Raw genomic sequence first — 19,201 nt, 5'->3', positions numbered from 1 at the left:
ACAGGGGCTTTTTGTATTTAAGATATTTCAACTACAGCCCGAGGTTTTAACCTTGGGAAATGAAATACAGAAAAATAGATATGATAATTTATTGGACAACATAAATTGCGGCCCAGTGGTTAAAACCACTGGGCATATTTTATCATTATGGTCAAAAAAAAATCCTGTTTCACTAATTGTGAAACAGGATTTTTTATATTTATAGATTGGCAAAACCTTTGCCTCTCTGAACCTTTGTCCCTAAAACTTAGAAAACCTCCGAAGCCTCTTTCAATTTCTCCATATTGTTTACCAATTGAAGCTCGGCAACAATTTTCTGAATGTCACCATTCATGATATTTCCTAAATCGTATAAAGTCAAACCAACTCTGTGATCTGTTACACGACCCTGAGCGTAGTTATAAGTACGAATCTTAGCCGAACGGTCACCAGAACTTACCTGAGATGTACGTTTTGTAGCATCTTCAGCCTCTTTCTTCGCCAATTCCTGTTCGTATAAACGAGAACGTAAAACATTCAAGGCTTTATCTTTGTTTTTATGCTGTGATTTCTGATCCTGACATTGCGCCACCAATCCCGTAGGAATGTGCGTTAAACGTACCGCAGATTTCGTTGTATTTACAGATTGTCCTCCAGGTCCAGATGAACAGAAGAAATCCACACGAACATCGTTCATATCAATTTGTACATCAAACTCCTCCGCTTCCGGTAAAACCATTACCGTCGCTGCAGATGTATGCACACGCCCTTGCGTTTCTGTCTGAGGAACACGTTGTACACGGTGCACACCAGCTTCAAACTTTAAAGTTCCGTAAACATCCTCTCCAGATACTTCAAAAATAACCTCTTTGAAACCACCCGAAGTTCCTTCGTTCATATCTACTACCGAAGTTCTCCAACCTTGGTTCTCACAATATTTAGTATACATTCTAAATAAATCTCCTGCAAAAATACTCGCTTCATCTCCACCCGTACCTGCACGAATCTCGACCATAACGTTTTTAGCATCTTCAGGATCCTTAGGGATCAACATAAACTTGATTTCTTCCTCAAGTTCAGGCAATCTTTCTTTTGCTTCATCTAGTTGCATTTTGGCCATTTCAACCATATCTGCATCACTTCCATCAGCAATAATTTCGTTTGCCTCATCTATATTAGCCATCACAAGTACATATTCATCACGCTTTTCAGCCAATGCTTTCAGGTTTTTGTACTCCTGATTCAATTGCACATAACGTTTCTGATCAGAAATAACATCCGGCTGGATAATTAAGTCCGAAATCTCATCAAAACGTTGTTTTACTATTTGAAGTCTATCTAACATTTTCTAATTCCTTTTATTGGAGTGCAAATTTACGAAATTTTTGTTTAAAATTCTATTATTGATTTGTTGTGTTTTTTGAGACTAATTTTTGGTGGAATTAGGATCGTTTTTAGGATCCCGATAACTATCGGGACTGACTATTCGTTACAATCTTTTGTTCATCCCGATAGCTATCGGGACGGTCACAAAAGGATTTTCACTTCTATCAGGGCTAGGGGTTTTCGGGTTTATTTAGGTGTTTATGGATTTCCGTAAAGTTTTTTGTTTCAAAGAAATTATTTTTGCAAAATATTTAATCATTTTTCGACATTCACTCTTCATCAGAACATTTGTAATCTTTAATTGAATCTGTAAAGCATAACATTTAAATCAGCAAGTATATAATTAAATGTGGAAATTTAAAATTGCGAATATGAAAAAATAAGCTTATTAATTATGTAAGTTTATTTTTTTTAATAAAATATTTTTCTTACAAATTTCTTCTTATATATTTGAATTTAATTAATAAAAAACCAAAGATTATGAAAATAAAAACCAAAAGCCATATAAAAGTAATAATGCTATTATTTATTGCGTTATTAATGTTTAATTGCCAAAATGATGAAAATTTACCAGATCAGTTGCAAAACAAGATTGAAACGGTAAGTATTGATGAAGCAAAAAATTTCCTGATGCATTCAAGAAGTAATTCTTCGGCAAAATCAACCAACAACGAATTCGAAAATCTTGAATTCAATAAAATTGCACAAGAAAAAATAAAAGGTACTGACCAGCTGTTAACTGTAATTCCTTTTACAACAAATAATGATCTTGAAAATAAAAGGATTTTGATGTTAAAAATTGATAATGACGTTAAAAGTGTCGTTTTTATTATGTATCCTGATGAAAATTCTTCTAAGGAAAGTTTTTCCGGTGAGTTATTTTCTTATTCTTTAGATGGTAATTTTATTAGTGGTTTTAGAGCCAAGAACGGAATTATTGTAAGTCAGCTTTTTGAAAATACCAGCACTTTAAAAACTAATATTGACAATGGCAAAATACCAACATTAACTCGTAAAACTCCATCATCATCAGATGGAGTTGTTATACAAAACAATTATCGAAAAACTGTACAAGCTTTAGATATGTTTGGATATTCTAGTATATTTGGTAATGATATTTTTGGTGGGGGATTTAATGATTATGGAGGTGTTGATTACTATTCATGGGATGCAGGAGGGGGAGGAATTACAGCGCCAACGGTGGTAGAAATTATAAACCAACTTACAGGAAAAGCAAAATGTATTTATGAAAGTCTCAGAAGTTCTAGTTCTGGTTTTGAAAATGCGATTAAAAAGTTTGATGGAGATTTCACAGTAAGTCATCTAAAATTGACAATTAATAATAATTTATCCACGAATGTGTATGGACAAACTCAATTACCTGTTAATTTTATAACAGAAATTCAAATAAGTAATACTGCATTAAATAGCTTATCAGATTTAGGTAAAGCGACTGTATTTGCACATGAGATAATTCATGCTGAAATATATCGTAAAATGTTATCGGCCGCTCAAATTGGAACGTTAACGCCTGACGGAAGTAATATGACTGCTCAGCAACAAGTAAATTATATTAATTCAATGAAAGATAATTTCCCAGGGTTATATGATTACTACTTTAAGAGATATAAACCAACATGGAATCACGAAATGATGGCGAATCATTACAAAGGCATTATCGCAGATGTTATTCAACAATTTGACAATAATAGACTTCCAAAATCTACATATGAAGCAGTATCTTGGGTTGGCTTAGGAAAATTAGATAGTAATATTACTACAATAGCGTGGGACAATTTATCACTCGAAGAAAAAAATAAAATAAATAATTTAATTAATGATAATTTTTATAATGGACCATCTAATTGTTACTAATTATGAAAAAATATATTTACCTTTTGATGCTTGTACTAATTAATTCGATTAATGCACAGACAAAACCAACTGATTATTTTTCTTTTTATAAGGGAGGAGAAAAATATTTAAAACCAATAAAATATGTAATGTTTGATTCCGGCAACAATGATAATAGTAAAATACAAGACAAACAAGTTACTTATTTTCAAATTAAAAAAGAGCGATTTAAGTTTGATATAAAAAACAATATTGTAGATACTTGTTCTGTTGATATTCTAAAAAAAATTAGCTTAGAAAACCCTAGTGAATTAGAGAATGATGCAATTGTATTTTATAAAAATAAGAAAAAAGAAGTAGAAAGTAAAAACAAAGTTAAACTTCTCTATCCACCCAAAGGCTACAACTCCTTTTTTAAAATATATATTTTTGAAAAAATAAAATCTAATAAAATAATTAAATATGAAGTTGATTGGGAATATTCAGATTTTTAATTGACAAATTTTATATTATGCCGGCTCCCGTTAGCGATAATCTGCAACATGTTGGCGGAGTAAAAATTATAACCAAAGGGAATGCCCCAGAAAAGAGGATACTAAATGAGAAAAAATAAATACCCCGCTCCACGAAATATTCCTCATAAAAAGCTACGCAAATGTCTCTGACTTTGCGTTTTTTTTTATGCTCTTAGAAACTCTAAATCTGATAAAAGTCTCCGACTCCTGATGAACATCATGAATTAATTGCTAAAAAATATGTCAATTCAATAGCATCTACTATTCAAGAATTTCATACAGGACAACCAGTCACTTCAGGTTTTCCAAATCAAGTGTATTTTGACATGGCGTGGGGAGGCTTGGATAAAACAAAAATATTTAACACGACTTATCCGAACGATCCGAATCACAAGAATTATAAAGACAGAGAAAGAATTTGGGTAGAATAATTACAGAAAAAAAAGGAGATGTATATGGTATTTATTCTCCAATAGGAACACCTTGTAAAAAGTAAACAATTATGAAGCAATTAAGAACAATATTTATAATAATTTCTTTTTTCATATTATCATGTGCCAGTGCACAATATGTGGAAAGTTACGAGCCAATCAATATATTTTTAGAAACTCAAAAAATATTTCAGGACAAGAAGTTCATTCTACAAGCTGATAAACCTTCAAACAAACAGGCTTTAAGAATTTTTAATGGATCAGAAGGACCTGATCATGTTGGAGAGCCAAATGTCCCTTTAGATTATAGAGACGGTTTATTTGTAGAGAAACATTGGAAAAAAATGTATAAAGAATACGCATATGATACAATAAAAAGATATTGGAAAAAAGAAAACTTTCCTAAAGATGACTTCATATTAGAAAGTAAAGAAGGTTTATTTGGCTCTGCATTTCATGATAAATATATAAACAGTAAGATAGAAGATGTTGTAATGATATCTGAGCCGATGTATTATATGGATAAAAAATACGTTATGTTTTATTTCAATATAGCATCTTTTTTTGGTAGTAATCAGCCACAAGTTGTAATTATGAAAAAAGAAAATGAAAAATGGATTGTCGTTCGAGTTATAGCCGATTATATTTATTATTAAATTTAAGGTACTCAATCCCCGCTAGCGCAAGCGTCCCGCTCGTGAACACAAGCCAAATAAAAATAAATATAAATCTATTCCAAGATTATGTTTAAATAATGTAGTTTTTTCTAGGACAAAACAAAAAAACAAGTCAGGATCGAGACGATCGCGTTAGCCGCAGCAACAATACTTATAATCAAAACAAAAGCGACAAAAAATATGTCGCTTTTATTTTATATTTACAAACAGAACAAACCAATATTTGTAAGGACGGTTTGCAAATTCGCATTATCGGATTATATTATGGAAGTACAAAAAATCTAAAATAGATGAACTCTTATTTTAATAAATTTCAGGGTGGAATATTCGTAGTTATCAAAATAGATAATAAATTATCTATTTATTATGGGGAAAATTCCTGGTGGCTTTTAGATGATTGGGAGCATAATATTTTAAAAAATACTTATTTACAGGAAATAGAATACTTAAAGATTGAATTTGAAAATATAAACAAAGCATATAAAACTGAGGGTGGTAATTTAGCTAAAGCCTCTTTTAATAATTATCTTCCGAGTTTATATATCGATTTTGACAATAAAGAGCTTTATAGTAACTATTCTGATCAGCTAATAGAAAATAGAATTATTGAAGGATGGAAAGGTTTATTTATAGATAATCGAAATAAGTTTTTAGAATTAATTCCTAAAAAATGTAGATATTGGGAAATTTAAAAAGACCTAGATTCCCCGCTATATTTTTATTGGTCATTTTTAATACATAATATCGATTAGAAATAGAAAACCTTATTTTGTGTATCAGAAGCCAAGCAAATCTTATGCAAATCATCCAATAACTCCATTTCCTGATCAGGTAAAAGCTGCAAGGCAATTTCAAGCAAAGTCACTACATTAATATCTGTATCTGATTCAAAAATAGCCAAACTTCGAGCTTCCTTATTCATTAAAACAATACTCGCTTTAAGAAGATCTAAAACTATTAAATTAAGCTCGTTATAACCGGAAACCTTTAGCGGTACACTAAACGAATTATCACTGCTATTCTCTGATTTAGTTTGTCGAATTTATTGATTCTATTCATCGACTCTAAAAACTCCTTGACTTGTTTTGTATGTTGTGTTTCCATGATTGGATTTTAATTGAATATTTATTTATTATCTCGATTTTCATCGAAACGAAACTACAAATAATAGATTATTTTTAGGTAATGGCATACAATCGGTTGCATTCAACCGATATACATGAATAGATTTACAACTTCACGTAAAGATTTTAAATTCAAAACAGTTACTTTTGATAAAGAAGTTCTAATCCATTTTCAAACCAATGAAACTAATACTAACCACCTTACTTTTAATTTTCAACCTAACCCTATTCGCACAATCGAACAATTTCGCTGGCGATTATACGCGTTCACTTGATGAAAAAGGAAAACATATCATAGAATATAAATTGACCTTAAATCAGGATGGAACATTTGAATTTCATTCGTATTCGAAAATGCAGGGCGGAACTCCACCGGAAGTCAATAAATTCGGAAAAGGAAAATGGAGCGCAAAAGACAATATGATTACTTTTTCTTCTAACAAAAAAGAAGATTTTGACGAGAAATACACTTTAGATTTTAATAATTCAACAGCAAGATTCATAACCAAAAACCCAAGAGATAAAAGCGACAAAATCGTGAAGACAAAACTTCAGTTTTTAGAATCAGGAATTGCCTGGATGGAAAGAATTGATGTTTTTAAAGAGTAAACATTTCAATTTGTTATCATCACAATAAAATAAAGCCACAAGAAATTTTGAACATGCCCCAAAAAGTTAGACACTATTTGCGGCTTTTTTTATAACCGGAAAAAATCAATCTTTGTGTAAACAGATTGCAAATCTCTATTATAGAACCAAAAACAATTTAAAAAACTCAAATATGCTTAAACTCTACAAACAAAAAGACAATCAGCTTTGGTACTGGGAAACTTGGGATAAAGACGAAAAAACTGCCATTGTACATTGGGGAGTCGTTGGAGAGCAAGGAGAAAATAAAGAAGTCAAAGGCGGATTATTTTCGAGTTTCAGAAAAAATGTTCAAAAAGAAATTGACCAGAAACTAAAAGAAGGCTATACAGAGTTTGACCAGGATAAAGTCTCTTTTTTAGAAATCGAATATAGCATTGATGGTTTTGGAACCGAACAAGATCTTGCAAAACGACATATACTTGAACAAAAAATGGATGAAGTTTTAGGCTGGACAGGACTTGGACATACCGATGGCGGAAGTATTGGCAGCGGAACTATGGAAGTTGGATGTATGGTTGTTGACTTTGATATAGCCAAAAAAGTAATCGAAGAGCGCCTTAAAGGAACTGAATTTGGGAATTATTCAAGAATTTTTAAAATAGATCAGGAATAAAATATTCAATTAAATTGAGTTTCTTATAATTGTTCTGCAGTATTAAATAAAACCATGATACAACCCCAAACCGAAACCCTAAAACCAAAACAACATTTTGAAATCCTCGACGGATTAAGAGGAATAGCCGCTGTGGCCATTGTTATTTTTCATTTTATGGAAATCGTTCATCCGCCCAGCGAAAATTTTATTGCGCATGGATTTTTAGCCGTTGACTTTTTCTTTTGCCTTTCCGGATTTGTTATTGCCTACGCCTATCATGACCGCATTGGCAAAATGAAACTTACCGACTTTTTCAAATTAAGATTAATCAGATTACATCCTTTAGTTCTCTTTGGTTCTGTATTGGGTTTGTTGGCTTTTCTTTTTGATCCTTTTGGCGGTCATCCTGAAGCTTACCAAACCGGTAAAATCATTTTGATAATTCTGGCATCCGTTTTTCTGATTCCTTTACCCATAATGGCTGATCGTTATTTTAACCTGTTTGGTTTAAATGCGCCAGGGTGGTCATTATTTTGGGAATATGTGGCCAATATTTTTTATGCGCTTTTCCTTTATAAACTAAGCCGACGTTCTCTATTTGTATTAACCATTTTGGCTGCGGCAGGAATTTGTCTGGTCAGTCAACGTGCGGGAGGTTCCTTAATGGGCGGATGGAGCGGAGAAACCTTTTGGGATGGCCTTGGTCGTATTTCATTTTCGTTTTTAGCAGGAATGCTCATTTACCGCTCCAATTGGATCATTAAATCAAAACTGGGCTTTATTGCTTTATCAGTATTACTGCTTTTGGCCTTCGTATTTCCTTTTTCAGATTTCAATTGGCTTACAGAACCTATGGTGGTTTTATTTTATTTCCCGTTATTGATCGTATTGGGAGCCGGAGCAACTTTGGCACCGGGATTCAAGAAAACATGTCTATTCTTTGGCCAAATATCTTATCCGTTGTACATGACACATTACGCCGCCATGTGGATATTTGCAAATTATTATACTAAGTATAAACCAGATACAACTCAACTGACTTTTGTTGTTATTATCGGCACAATTCTTCTTGTGGGAATCGCCTATTTAACGATGAATTTTTATGATACTCCTATTCGAAAATATTTGACGGAAAGAAGGAAAAAATAATCGCACAAAGGCGCAGAGTCGCAAAGTTTTTTATTTAAGGCCACTGATTAAAATGATTTTTTTGTTTCACGCAGATTAAAAAAGATTTAAGCTGATGATCGCAGATTTATAATCAAAATTAAATCTGCCTTAATCTGCATAATCTGCGTGAAACAAAAACTTTGCACCTTTGCTCCCGATAGCTATCGGGACTGCGCGATTAAATAAAAACAACCTTTGTCCCTTTGTTCCTAATAACCTTTGCTCCTTTCTTATAAAAAATCGCTAATTTCGCCTTATAAATAAGAAGGAGAAAAATGAAGGTATGTATTGCTGAAAAACCAAGTGTAGCACGAGAAATCGCATCCGTTTTGGGAGCCAATACCAAACACGATGGATATTTTGAAGGAAACGGTTATGCCGTGACCTACACTTTTGGACATTTATGTACCTTAAAAGAACCCAACGATTATAAACCGCACTGGAAAAGCTGGGATTTGAACAACCTACCCATGCTTCCGGAGAAATTCGAAACCAAAGTAGTTCAGAATTCAGGTATCGAAAAGCAATTTAGAATTGTAAAGAGCCTGTTCGACAAAGCCGAAGTGGTCATCAACTGCGGGGATGCCGGGCAGGAAGGAGAATTGATTCAGCGTTGGGTAATGAACGAAGCCAATTACAAAGGCGAAGTACAGCGTTTATGGATTTCGTCCTTAACAACCGAAGCGATAAAAGAGGGATTCGAGAACTTAAAACCTTCTGAAAACTACGATAATTTATTCTACGCCGGATTTTCAAGAGCGATTGGCGACTGGTTATTGGGTATGAATGCTACACGTTTATACACCGTAAAACATGGCGGTTACAAACAAGTATTGTCTATTGGCCGCGTGCAAACGCCAACATTGGCAATGGTTGTTGATCGCTGGAAAGAAATCGAAAACTTTAAACCTCAACCCTATTGGGAATTACAGACGTTATACAGAGAAACCCTTTTTAGTTATGAAGAAGGCCGTTTCCTGAAAAAAGAAGATGGGGAACTTCTCGCCAATAAAGTCAAAGAAAGCGAGTTCGAAATTGTTTCTGTGGATAAAAAGAACGGAAACGAATATGCTCCAAAACTATTCGATTTAACAGGTTTACAGGTGTATTGCAATACCAAATTTGGATTTTCGGCAGATGAAACACTTAAAATTGTACAAACATTGTACGAGCAAAAAGTAGTGACCTATCCAAGAGTTGATACCACCTTTTTACCTAATGATATTTATCCTAAAGTACCGGGAATTCTGCAAAAATTATCCAAATATGCCGAATTAACGCAACCTCTTTTAGGCAAGAAAATAAAAAAATCGCCTAAGGTTTTCAACGATAAAAAAGTTACAGATCACCACGCGATTATTCCAACGGGAATAGAAAGCAATTTACAATTCAATCAGCAGCAAGTTTACGACATTATTACAAGACGTTTTATTGCTGTATTTTATGATGATTGTCTGGTGGCCAATACCACAGTAATAGGAAAAGCAGCCGAGGTAATGTTTAAAACTACTGGAAAAGTGATCTTAAAAAAAGGTTTCCGTGTTGTTTTTGAAGATCCGAACGCCAAAGAAAAAGAAGCTGATTTATTACCCAATTTTGTTGTGGGCGAAAAAGGTCCGCACGAACCATCGTTTTTAGAAAAAGAAACCAAGCCACCCAATCAGTTTACAGAGGCAACTTTACTTCGTGCTATGGAAACCGCAGGGAAGCAAGTCGATGATGAAGATTTACGAGAATTGATGAAAGAAAACGGTATTGGTCGTCCCTCTACGCGAGCGAATATTATCGAAACGCTATTCAAACGTCAGTACATTGTTCGAAACAAAAAACAGGTTTTACCAACTCCTACGGGAATTCAACTAATTGATACGATTCAGAATGAATTGATCAAATCGGCTGAGCTTACGGGTTCCTGGGAGAAACAATTGAAAGATATCGAAAAAGGTACTTTTACCGCCGGAGCATTCATCAAAAACATGAAGCGAATGGTCGAGGCTTTGGTTACCGAAGTAAGAAGCGAAACTCGACACGCCAATATCTCGCATGCAACCGCCACTCAGAAAGAAGTGGTAAAAGTAGAGAAAAAGAAAGCCGCAGGAATCCTGGCAGAAACCTGTCCGAAATGCCAGAAAGCTACTTTAATAAAAGGGAAATCGGCTTACGGATGTGGAAATTATAAGGCAGGTTGTGACTTTCTATTGCCTAATGTTTTTGCAGAGAAAAAAATATCCGAAAATCAGTATTTAAGATTGGTTCAAAAAGGATCGACTGTAAACATAAAAGGCTTTAAAACCGAAGAAGGAACCGTAGAAGGTTTGATTCGTTTTGAAGAAAATTACAAACTAAAATTAGAAGTCAAAAAAACAGCTCCCAAAGCAAAACCAGCAGCAACAGCTGATTCTGATGCTTTAACCTGCCCTAAGTGCAAAAAAGGAACCATCATGAAAGGAAAAACTGCTTATGGTTGTGGCGATTATAAATTGGGGTGCGATTTTAAAGTGACTTTTGATGATGTAAGGGCCAAATTAAAAGATCAAAAACCCACAAAAGAATTGGTTTATTCTATTTTGCAAGAAAGCGTCTAAAATAGATTTCTTGCCACAGATTAAAGGATTAAAATGATTTTTTTTCACCACGAATTTCACGAATCTTCATGAATTATTTTTCACGCAGATTGTGCAAATTAAGGCAGATTTAATTTTGATTGAGATCAAAATTAAATCTGCTTAAATCTTTTTAAATCTGCGTGAAAAAAAAATCATTTTAATCCTTTAATCTGTGGCATTTTTACATTCTAATACACAAATCAATTCGTGTAAATTCGTGAGATTCGTGGCAAACTTTTTTTTAATATCTTAGCTTTTCAATTTAACATCAAAAAACCAAAATATGTTTCAGAAAATTACTCTTTCAATGCTTTTAGTTGCCGTTGTTTCTTGCCAGAAAAAAGAATCTGTAGAAAAAGATAAAATCAAAATTGCAGACTGGCTTATCGGGAACTGGGAAAATACATCTCCAGACGGTACTTTAACCGAAAACTGGACCAAACTAAACGACAGTACTTTTAGTGGAGCCTCTTATTTCATTAAAGGAAAAGACACCCTACATTTCGAAAGCATCGTCCTGGCTCAAAAAGGAGAAACCTTAACGTATTTTGCTACTGTAAAAGGTCAGAATGATGATAAATCAGTTGCATTTCCTTCAACTGCAGAATCTGATAAACAACTTGTTTTCGAAAATCCAAAACACGATTATCCTCAAAAAATTACTTATACAATAGGTGCAAATAATACTATAACAGCGGAAGCTACCGGAAATTTACAAGGAAAAGTGACTACGGAGAGATTTATTATGGTGAAGAAGTAAAATGACAAAGAAACATCATAAATGGGAAAATCATGACTAAATGAAAAAAGGTTTCATTATAATTCTTGTCTCAATTTTACTATTTAGTTGCAGTGATAAAACTCAAAATACAATCCAGAACATTTGGGAAGATTACTCATTTAACACAACAATCTCAAATAGTACTCAAATTATTATTAAATCTTACGATTCAACATTAGCAAATAAAAGAGTTAATGTCGAGGCTTATATTCCATCGAAAATATATAGGGCCAGAACAAAAAAACAACTTGAAGAATTTGACAAAATATTTCTAAATACTGAAAAAACAGATTATTGTTGTTGTCCAAATAACTCTTATTCTATTCACTTTCTAAACAAAAAAGAAGAGCTTGACTATTTTTATGTTGATACAATTGAATTTAAAAACAAGGTAAGAATCTGCGAAAAGAGTTATCAATTTTCTTACATTATCAATAAATAAAATTGGAAAGATTATCTTAATGAATTAGAAAAGAATAATCAAAATGACCGAAACTGAAATCAAAGAAAAAATATTAGAAATCTTTAAGGAAGAACGACAAAGACCAGATTTAGCATTTGAGGAATCTCATTTTTTAGATTTCCTGACATTTCCTGCACACTCGAAGAATAATATTAAAAACTCTTTCAAAGGAGTAAAAAGGTATAATAAATTCATGGACAGACTGGAATTAGAGTTTTCAATTTGTTTTACTTTTCCTGATCTTGATAAAACTTATAGTATTGATAAGATTACAAAAAAAGTAATTGAAAGAATTGGAAAAAGACGAGGAAATGTAATGATCATAAAACAGCGTACTAACCAGAAAGAGACTTACTACATAGAGATCTTTCTAATAGCTTTACTTATTATAGTTTATGCTTTTTGGGGAATAACCTTAATTTCAGTAATTCTGACTTTAGTCTTTTGTTTTGCCATTTACTGGATATTAAACAGTAAGATAAATAGTAAAAGGCATGACCAAAAATTAAAAGTAAAAATAATGAATCAACAAAAAGATTCTTAAAAAATTTCAGAACCTCAGCACCTTCCCAAAAAACCTATTCGTTCTCCCCAATCTTATTCACCATAAAAATCATCAAAATACCCAAAAGCGCCATTACCAAAAACGCAAATTTCATACTTAAATATTCAGAGATAAAACCCACCATTGGCGGGACCAATAAAAACCCCAAATAACCAATTGTAGATATAGAAGTTAAGGCAGAACCGCTGCTTAATTTTGATGATCTTCCGGCAATGCTAAATACTAAGGGAACGACGCAGGAAACCCCAACGCCAATTAATACATAACCAAAAATCGTGGGATAAATAAAAGGCAACAGAAAACAAATTAAAAATCCTACTGTGATAAAAATACCGCTGTAAAGCAGGATTCGTTTGGTACCAAATTTCATTACGCCATAATCTCCAAACAAACGCCCTAAGGTTACTGCTGTGGCGAAAAATACAAATGCGGCGCTGGTTAACTTTGGCGAAGCGTGTAATATATTTTCAAAATAAATACCACTCCAATCGTACATTGTATTCTCGCAGGCCATAGAAACAAAACAAATGATGGCAAACTTGATCAGGTTTTTTTCCGGCATCGAAAAGAATTTCTTTTTTACCGGTACCGGCTCATTATGAATACTTAGCGGATAAAAACAAGCCGTAAGAGCCATCATAAAAACACTTACTCCTAGTAAATGATGCGCTGGCGCAATATGCCTTGATACCATTACATAGCCTAAACCTGCGCCTGAAAAAACCGCAATACTCCAAACAGCATGAAAACGGGTTATAATCGATTGTTTATATAATTTTTGAACCTCAAGCGATTGTGCATTAATAGACAAATTGAAAATATTACGCGAAGCTCCAAAAATTAAAAGTATGATGACCAACTGCCATACAAAACCCGCCAAACCCGGCAGAGCGAGTACAATATTAAACATCACCGCTCCAAGCAACATGATATAACGACTGCTGTATTTATTTAATAATTTTCCTGTAAAAGGCATGGTTAGCATTAAACCAATGGGGAAAGCGAATAAAACAGTCCCGAATTCAGCTTCGGATAAATTGAGCTGCGCTTTTATATGTGGGATTCGGGAAACCCAGGAAGAATATCCAAATCCGGAAAGGAAAAAAAATACAGTATTGGCTATTCTAAATCCTCTGGGCGTATTTTGAATTTTTTTAAAGAAAGGTAAAATCATGAAGCAATTTTTCAGACTGCAAAATTAAGTCATTTGAAGTGTAACTTCTACCCTTTCCAGATTTTTTTAAAAAGTGAGAAATTTAAGTCAATTAATCCTTTTATCTCAATTTTTTAAAAAAAGTTTACCAAAATATAACAAAAAGTACATTAAATCAAGGGTAATAATATTTGTTAAGGAAATATTAATTTTTACATTTGCGCTGTTTTTATTCATTCTAAATAAAAACAAAAACCTTAACCAAATTTAATTTAAAAATGAAATATACTACTGTGAAAACCTATCGTTTTCTATTCACAATCAGTTTACTATTCTCGGTTTTTTGTTCATTTGCACAACAAAATTTCGGAAAAATAAAAGGCACTATAACAACCTCTGACGGCGACGCGGCTGCCGGTGTAAATATTATTCTAAAAAGCTCCAAATATGGTACAACTACCAATGATGACGGAACTTTTGAACTAAACAGAGTAAGAGCAAATACTTATACGCTACAAATATCTTTAACCGGTTACGAAACTACTCAACAGGAAGTTATTGTAGCAGAAAGTGAAACTTCGACAATAACCCTGCAATTAAAAGTTTCGAACAAAGAATTGCACGAAGTTGTTGTAAACGGCAAGAAAAGCATCTTATCTAAAAAAACAGATTATGTGGCAAGAATGCCTCTGAAAAATCTGGAAAATCCTCAGGTTTACAGTGTGATTCAGAAAGAACTTTTGCAGGAACAAATTGCTGTAGATATTAGAAGCGCAGTTATAAATGCACCTGGTGTAACCACAAAAATTTATCCATCAGGCGGACTTGAAATTTCTTTCAGAGGATTTAGCACTGGGGTTAATGCCCGAAACGGAATGGAAAACATGACGGGCCGAAGCTCTATTTCGATTGACAATGCAGAACGTATCGAAGTGCTAAAAGGGCCATCAGGAACTTTATTCGGATCGTCAGTATCGTCTTTTGGAGGGGTTGTCAATTTAGTGACAAAAAAACCTTTTGAAGGTAAAAAAACAGAAGTATCTTATACGGGAGGAAGTTTTGGATTAAATCGACTTACCCTTGATATTAATACTGCATTAACACCGGATAATAAAGTATTGTTTCGATTAAATACTTCGGTAAATACTGAAAAAAGCTTCTTAGACTATGGTTTTAATAAAACATTCCTCATTGCGCCAAGTCTTATTTACAAAGCAACGGATAAATTAACCTTAAGTATTGATACTGAGATCTACAATGTAAACAACACACGTCCTACTTACGGGCGTTCGTATGCGCCGGGAATTACAAACCCAACAGATCTTAAAATAGACTACAGAAAAAGTTTATTTCATGATGATCTTGATGCCAAAACCTCATCTTCAAAAGTTTTTGTTCAGGCAGAATATCAATTGGCAGAAAACTGGAAATCTACGACACTTTACTCTTTTATAGACGAAAATGTCGATCGTAGTTATCAATATTACACGAAATGGAGTTCGCCAACAGAAGTACAAAGAAGTGTATCTCGTTTTGGACCAATATCGAATCAGTTTACCAATATACAAGAAAACATTAATGGTCAGTTTTCTACCGGAAGCATCAAACATAAACTATTGTTAGGTGTAAATTACAGATTTTCAAAAGGTACTTTTAATTATGGTGCAACGCCGGTTCTGGACACTATTGATGTAACAAAACCTTTTGCGCCTATTCGAAAAAAACAAGCTGATGCCGCTCTGTCTCAACTGACTTGGCCTGTTGCGGACGAGCAAATATTTAGTGTTTATGCCTCAGATGTGATCAGTTTTACAGATCGTTTATCAGCCATGTTGAGTCTTCGTCTGGACAACTTCGTTCAGAAAAAGCTTGTAGATGTCGAAGGATATAACCAAACTGCTTTATCACCAAAATTAGGTTTGGTTTATGAAGTGGTTAAGGATCAGGTTTCTTTATTTGGAAATTACATGAATGGTTTTCAAAATTCGGGTCCGGTAAATCAGCCAGACGGAAGCTTGCTAATCTTAAAACCTGTTTATGCCAACCAATACGAAGCAGGAGTAAAAGTAGAAGCATTCAATAAAAAATTTAGCACTACACTAAGTTATTACAATATTACTATTGATAATGCTACAAGAACAACGCCTGACGGATTTAGTGTTCAGGATGGTAAACAAGTCAGTAAAGGTCTGGATTTCGAATTTATTGCAAATCCTATCGAAGGTTTAAACGCCGTGATTGGTTATGCTTATAACGATAATCGTATCATAAAATCATCAGATGCTGCTATCGAAGGAAACAAAGCCAGTAGTGCTCCGGAGAATGTCGTTAACTTTTGGTTGTCTTATAAATTTCAAAACAAACTAAAAGATTTAGGCTTTGGTTTTGGAGGAAATTATGTAGACAAACAATATAAATTTGAAGATGAAAGTTTTTATGCTCCATCGTACATGATTTATAATGCAACTGTATTTTATGATCAGCCAAGATGGAGACTTGGTGTAAAATTCAACAACATCGGTAATAAAGAATACTGGGATTCGTACGGAATGGCTCAGACTCTGTCAAACATATTAGTAAACTTAACCTTGAAGTTTTAAAAACTCTATCAAAAGCATCTCTATCCCGAGGTGCTTTTTAATTGGGAGTATTTCAAAAAACTCTTTTCGCATATAAATAGGAGCAAATTAACTAAACCAAAAAAAATGAAATATCTTAATTTACACATTCAGCATTTCACTTTTGCATTATGTTTTTTTTTATTGGTCACAAACACTATGTTGGCCCAACAAAACACAGGAAAAATTAAAGGAACTATAACGACCTCAGACGGCGAACTGGCAGTTGGAGTAAACATTATCCTTAAAAGTTCAAAATACGGTACTATCACAAATGAAGATGGTGCTTTTGAGTTTAATCGTGTAAAAGCCAATACTTACACCTTGCAGGTTTCCTTAACCGGTTACGAAACACTAAAGCAGGAAGTAAACGTGGCTATCAATGAAACCACAACTCTTGATTTGCAATTGAAGGTTTCTAATAAGCAATTAAAAGAAGTTATCATTACTGCAAACAGAGGAAAAGCATTCCCGAAACAAAGTGTTTATGTTTCTAAAATGCCATTGAAAAATGTTGAAAATCCTCAGGTTTACAATATCGTATCCTCTGAATTGATCAAAGAACAAGCCATTACCAATTATGAAGATGCCTTAAAAAACGTACCCGGAATTCAAAAATTATGGGAATCGACAGGACGTGGCGGCGACGGCGGATCCTACTATACATTGCGTGGTTTTGAAGTTCAGGCCAATATCGTAAACGGATTACCTGGTTTAACAAACGGAAGTTTAGACCCTGCAAATGTAGAACGTATTGAAGTAATCAAAGGACCTTCAGGAACTTTATTCGGGAGCAGTTTAGTGAGTTACGGCGGACTTATTAATACCGTTACCAAAAAGCCATATAGCGGTTTTGGTGGCGAAATCTCCTATATCACAGGAAGTTTTGGTTTAAACAGGGTTACTGCAGATGTAAATACATCGCTGGACGATGCAGATAATATCGCTTTTAGAATTAATGCGGCATATCAAACAGAAAATAGTTTTCAGGACGCAGGTTTTCGTACTTCGCTCTTTGTAGCACCTTCCCTTTCTTATAAAGTAAACGATAAACTTTCTTTTATAATTAATACTGAATTTATGCAGGAAGAAAAAACAACTCCATCGATGTTGTTTTTAGGAAGAGATGCTCCTTTGCAATACGCCAACTTAGCTGAACTAAATTACAACACAAAGTTGTCTTTTTATAGTAATGATTTGTCCATGAAGAATCCCAGATTTAATTTGCAAGGTCAAATGACATATAAAATTTCAGATCAATGGACTTCGCAAACGGTATTATCAAGAAGTTCTTCTAAATCAAGTGGGTACTACTCGTATATTTATGATAATGAAGACGGAAATAAGGATTTTGCTCTATGGATTACAAAAGAGCAATCTCAAACAATTGTAACGGATATCCAACAAAATTTTATTGGTGATTTCAAAATCGGGACAATGCGTAATCGTCTGGTTGTAGGTCTTGACTACTTTGAAAGAAATGTAATGTATGGAGGTTCAGGTTATGGTAAATTATATAATCTTACGGCTCAGGGCGAAGTGAGACAATTAGATCCTGATGCACCTTATTATCTTACTCAGACATCTGTAGATAAACTTCTTGCCAATAAACCTGCCGGAAATTACCAGCCGAAAGATGCAACTTATAGTGCTTATGCTTCAGATGTACTTAATATTACCCCACAATTGTTAGCAATGGCAAGTTTGAGAGTAGATTATTTTGATACCCAAGGAAATATCAATAATGACGATGATGACTATACACAAACTGCATTCTCACCAAAATTTGGCTTGCTGTATCAGCCCATAAAGGATAAACTGGCTGTATTTGCTAATTATATGAATGGTTTCAGAAATGTGGCTCCTGCACTGAATTACGATCCCGATGGTGTTTTATTAGGATCACAAACCTTTGAGCCTGAACATGCCAATCAATTAGAATTTGGAGTAAAAGCAGATCTTTTTACAGATAAATTAAATGCAACTGTAAGTTATTATGATATTAATGTTGCCAATTTAGTAACAAGCGGTCAAACGTTCAGCTCTCAAGGAGGTGAAGCCAGAAGCAAAGGTTTTGAATTTGACCTTAATGCTTCACCAATAAAAGGATTAAGCATTATTGCCGGATACAGTTATAATGACAGTAAAATTACAAAAGGAGATGTTGGCAATGTTTGGCTTGAGCAAGGAAAAAGACCTTTCTGGTCCGGTCCAAAAAACTTAGCAAACCTATGGGCAACGTACAAATTTGATGAAGGTACTTTAGAAAACTTCGGGATTGGATTTGGAGGAAATTACGCCAGCGAAAATGCTATTTTAGACGGTGCTGTAACGGGAAAATTTGTTTTGCCTGCTTATACTGTTATTAACGGTTCGTTTTTTTATAATTCAAATAAATTCCGCGTAAGCTTAAATATCAATAACATTACCAATAAAGATTATTTTAATGGTGGATGGTCGACATTGAATCCGCAAAAACCAAGAAATCTTGTGGCAAGTTTTGCTTATAAATTTTAATAACAACATAATCTCAAAAGGAACTAATCTTAAAAATTAGTTCCTTTATTTTTATCCATACATTCAAATTATTGCAATTTAAAAGTCTTTTTGTTGAGTTTTATTTTTAATTATTC

General features: G+C 33.6%; 17 protein-coding genes. 14 read left to right on the top strand and 3 right to left on the bottom strand.

Annotation, left to right across the window (positions count from 1 at the left end):
- Positions 1-205, top strand: a 205-nt coding sequence (locus IRZ78_RS26145; RefSeq protein WP_228520433.1) for a hypothetical protein, incomplete at its 5' end; no start/stop codon positions are given.
- Between the two features lie 42 nt (positions 206-247).
- Here IRZ78_RS26145 and prfA read toward each other — a convergent pair.
- Entirely contained in the window at positions 248-1,324 is a 1,077-nt protein-coding gene (gene prfA / locus IRZ78_RS10650; RefSeq protein WP_065449322.1) for a peptide chain release factor 1, read from the bottom strand.
- 521 nt (positions 1,325-1,845) lie between these two features.
- Between prfA and IRZ78_RS10645 the strand changes: the two genes are divergently transcribed.
- From IRZ78_RS10645 to IRZ78_RS10630, 4 genes are all read left to right on the top strand, one after another.
- Positions 1,846-3,240, top strand: coding sequence for a hypothetical protein (locus IRZ78_RS10645; RefSeq protein WP_194616515.1), 1,395 nt, complete (start codon positions 1,846-1,848; stop codon positions 3,238-3,240).
- A 2-nt stretch (positions 3,241-3,242) separates the two neighbouring features.
- A complete protein-coding gene (locus IRZ78_RS10640; protein ID WP_194616514.1) occupies positions 3,243-3,713 on the top strand; it encodes a hypothetical protein in 471 nt (156 codons plus the stop codon).
- A gap of 523 nt (positions 3,714-4,236) precedes the next feature.
- A complete protein-coding gene (locus IRZ78_RS10635) occupies positions 4,237-4,821 on the top strand; it encodes a hypothetical protein (protein ID WP_194616513.1) in 585 nt (194 codons plus the stop codon).
- A gap of 311 nt (positions 4,822-5,132) precedes the next feature.
- On the top strand, positions 5,133-5,534 hold the full coding sequence (locus IRZ78_RS10630) for a hypothetical protein (protein ID WP_194616512.1): 402 nt from the start codon (positions 5,133-5,135) through the stop codon (positions 5,532-5,534).
- A gap of 56 nt (positions 5,535-5,590) precedes the next feature.
- Here IRZ78_RS10630 and IRZ78_RS10625 read toward each other — a convergent pair whose 3' ends face one another.
- The gene (locus IRZ78_RS10625) at positions 5,591-5,764 is read right to left on the bottom strand and encodes a hypothetical protein (RefSeq protein ID WP_194616511.1); all 174 of its coding nucleotides are present in this window, start codon (positions 5,762-5,764) and stop codon (positions 5,591-5,593) included.
- A 382-nt stretch (positions 5,765-6,146) separates the two neighbouring features.
- Here IRZ78_RS10625 and IRZ78_RS10620 point away from each other — a divergent pair, with 382 nt between their 5' ends.
- The 7 genes from IRZ78_RS10620 (at position 6,147) to IRZ78_RS10590 (ending at position 12,776) form a co-directional block, all read left to right on the top strand.
- Positions 6,147-6,575: a copper resistance protein NlpE N-terminal domain-containing protein gene (locus IRZ78_RS10620; protein WP_194616510.1), complete on the top strand. Its 429-nt coding sequence runs from the start codon at positions 6,147-6,149 to the stop codon at positions 6,573-6,575.
- A gap of 172 nt (positions 6,576-6,747) precedes the next feature.
- Positions 6,748-7,230, top strand: coding sequence for a hypothetical protein (locus IRZ78_RS10615; protein WP_194616509.1), 483 nt, complete (start codon positions 6,748-6,750; stop codon positions 7,228-7,230).
- Between the two features lie 54 nt (positions 7,231-7,284).
- Positions 7,285-8,361, top strand: coding sequence for an acyltransferase (locus IRZ78_RS10610; RefSeq protein WP_194616508.1), 1,077 nt, complete (start codon positions 7,285-7,287; stop codon positions 8,359-8,361).
- A 296-nt stretch (positions 8,362-8,657) separates the two neighbouring features.
- Positions 8,658-10,967, top strand: coding sequence for a type IA DNA topoisomerase (locus IRZ78_RS10605; RefSeq protein WP_194616507.1), 2,310 nt, complete (start codon positions 8,658-8,660; stop codon positions 10,965-10,967).
- A 304-nt stretch (positions 10,968-11,271) separates the two neighbouring features.
- Positions 11,272-11,748 carry a DUF6265 family protein gene (locus IRZ78_RS10600; RefSeq protein ID WP_194616506.1) on the top strand — a complete coding sequence of 159 codons (477 nt, stop codon included), beginning with the start codon at positions 11,272-11,274 and terminating at the stop codon, positions 11,746-11,748.
- Between the two features lie 40 nt (positions 11,749-11,788).
- Positions 11,789-12,211: a hypothetical protein gene (locus tag IRZ78_RS10595; RefSeq protein ID WP_194616505.1), complete on the top strand. Its 423-nt coding sequence runs from the start codon at positions 11,789-11,791 to the stop codon at positions 12,209-12,211.
- Between the two features lie 43 nt (positions 12,212-12,254).
- A complete protein-coding gene (locus IRZ78_RS10590) occupies positions 12,255-12,776 on the top strand; it encodes a hypothetical protein (RefSeq protein WP_194616504.1) in 522 nt (173 codons plus the stop codon).
- 34 nt (positions 12,777-12,810) lie between these two features.
- Here the strand turns inward: IRZ78_RS10590 and IRZ78_RS10585 are convergent, their stop codons facing one another.
- A complete protein-coding gene (locus tag IRZ78_RS10585) occupies positions 12,811-13,971 on the bottom strand; it encodes an MFS transporter (protein WP_194616503.1) in 1,161 nt (386 codons plus the stop codon).
- A 257-nt stretch (positions 13,972-14,228) separates the two neighbouring features.
- Here IRZ78_RS10585 and IRZ78_RS10580 point away from each other — a divergent pair, with 257 nt between their 5' ends.
- Together IRZ78_RS10580 and IRZ78_RS10575 are read left to right on the top strand one after the other, a co-directional pair.
- Positions 14,229-16,550: a TonB-dependent receptor gene (locus IRZ78_RS10580; RefSeq protein ID WP_194616502.1), complete on the top strand. Its 2,322-nt coding sequence runs from the start codon at positions 14,229-14,231 to the stop codon at positions 16,548-16,550.
- 105 nt (positions 16,551-16,655) lie between these two features.
- The gene (locus IRZ78_RS10575; RefSeq protein ID WP_194616501.1) at positions 16,656-19,085 is read left to right on the top strand and encodes a TonB-dependent receptor; all 2,430 of its coding nucleotides are present in this window, start codon (positions 16,656-16,658) and stop codon (positions 19,083-19,085) included.
- The last annotated feature ends 116 nt before the right edge of the window (positions 19,086-19,201 follow it).

The sequence above is a fragment of the Flavobacterium sp. CSZ genome, assembly GCF_015350725.1.
Lineage (GTDB): Bacteria > Bacteroidota > Bacteroidia > Flavobacteriales > Flavobacteriaceae > Flavobacterium.
Note: the sequence above shows the minus strand (reverse complement) of the source record. Positions and strands in the feature narration are given on the sequence as shown.

Coding starts and splice junctions, on each gene's coding strand:
- IRZ78_RS10600 (WP_194616506.1), top strand. CDS start 11,272: ATGTTTCAGAAAATTACTCTTTCAATGCTTTTAGTTGCCGTTGTTTCT.
- IRZ78_RS10645 (WP_194616515.1), top strand. CDS start 1,846: ATGAAAATAAAAACCAAAAGCCATATAAAAGTAATAATGCTATTATTT.
- IRZ78_RS10595 (WP_194616505.1), top strand. CDS start 11,789: ATGAAAAAAGGTTTCATTATAATTCTTGTCTCAATTTTACTATTTAGT.
- IRZ78_RS10575 (WP_194616501.1), top strand. CDS start 16,656: ATGAAATATCTTAATTTACACATTCAGCATTTCACTTTTGCATTATGT.
- IRZ78_RS10635 (WP_194616513.1), top strand. CDS start 4,237: ATGAAGCAATTAAGAACAATATTTATAATAATTTCTTTTTTCATATTA.
- IRZ78_RS10590 (WP_194616504.1), top strand. CDS start 12,255: ATGACCGAAACTGAAATCAAAGAAAAAATATTAGAAATCTTTAAGGAA.
- IRZ78_RS10625 (WP_194616511.1), bottom strand. CDS start 5,764: ATGAATAAGGAAGCTCGAAGTTTGGCTATTTTTGAATCAGATACAGAT.
- IRZ78_RS10580 (WP_194616502.1), top strand. CDS start 14,229: ATGAAATATACTACTGTGAAAACCTATCGTTTTCTATTCACAATCAGT.
- IRZ78_RS10630 (WP_194616512.1), top strand. CDS start 5,133: ATGAACTCTTATTTTAATAAATTTCAGGGTGGAATATTCGTAGTTATC.
- IRZ78_RS10605 (WP_194616507.1), top strand. CDS start 8,658: ATGAAGGTATGTATTGCTGAAAAACCAAGTGTAGCACGAGAAATCGCA.
- IRZ78_RS10620 (WP_194616510.1), top strand. CDS start 6,147: ATGAAACTAATACTAACCACCTTACTTTTAATTTTCAACCTAACCCTA.
- prfA (WP_065449322.1), bottom strand. CDS start 1,324: ATGTTAGATAGACTTCAAATAGTAAAACAACGTTTTGATGAGATTTCG.
- IRZ78_RS10640 (WP_194616514.1), top strand. CDS start 3,243: ATGAAAAAATATATTTACCTTTTGATGCTTGTACTAATTAATTCGATT.
- IRZ78_RS10585 (WP_194616503.1), bottom strand. CDS start 13,971: ATGATTTTACCTTTCTTTAAAAAAATTCAAAATACGCCCAGAGGATTT.
- IRZ78_RS10610 (WP_194616508.1), top strand. CDS start 7,285: ATGATACAACCCCAAACCGAAACCCTAAAACCAAAACAACATTTTGAA.
- IRZ78_RS10615 (WP_194616509.1), top strand. CDS start 6,748: ATGCTTAAACTCTACAAACAAAAAGACAATCAGCTTTGGTACTGGGAA.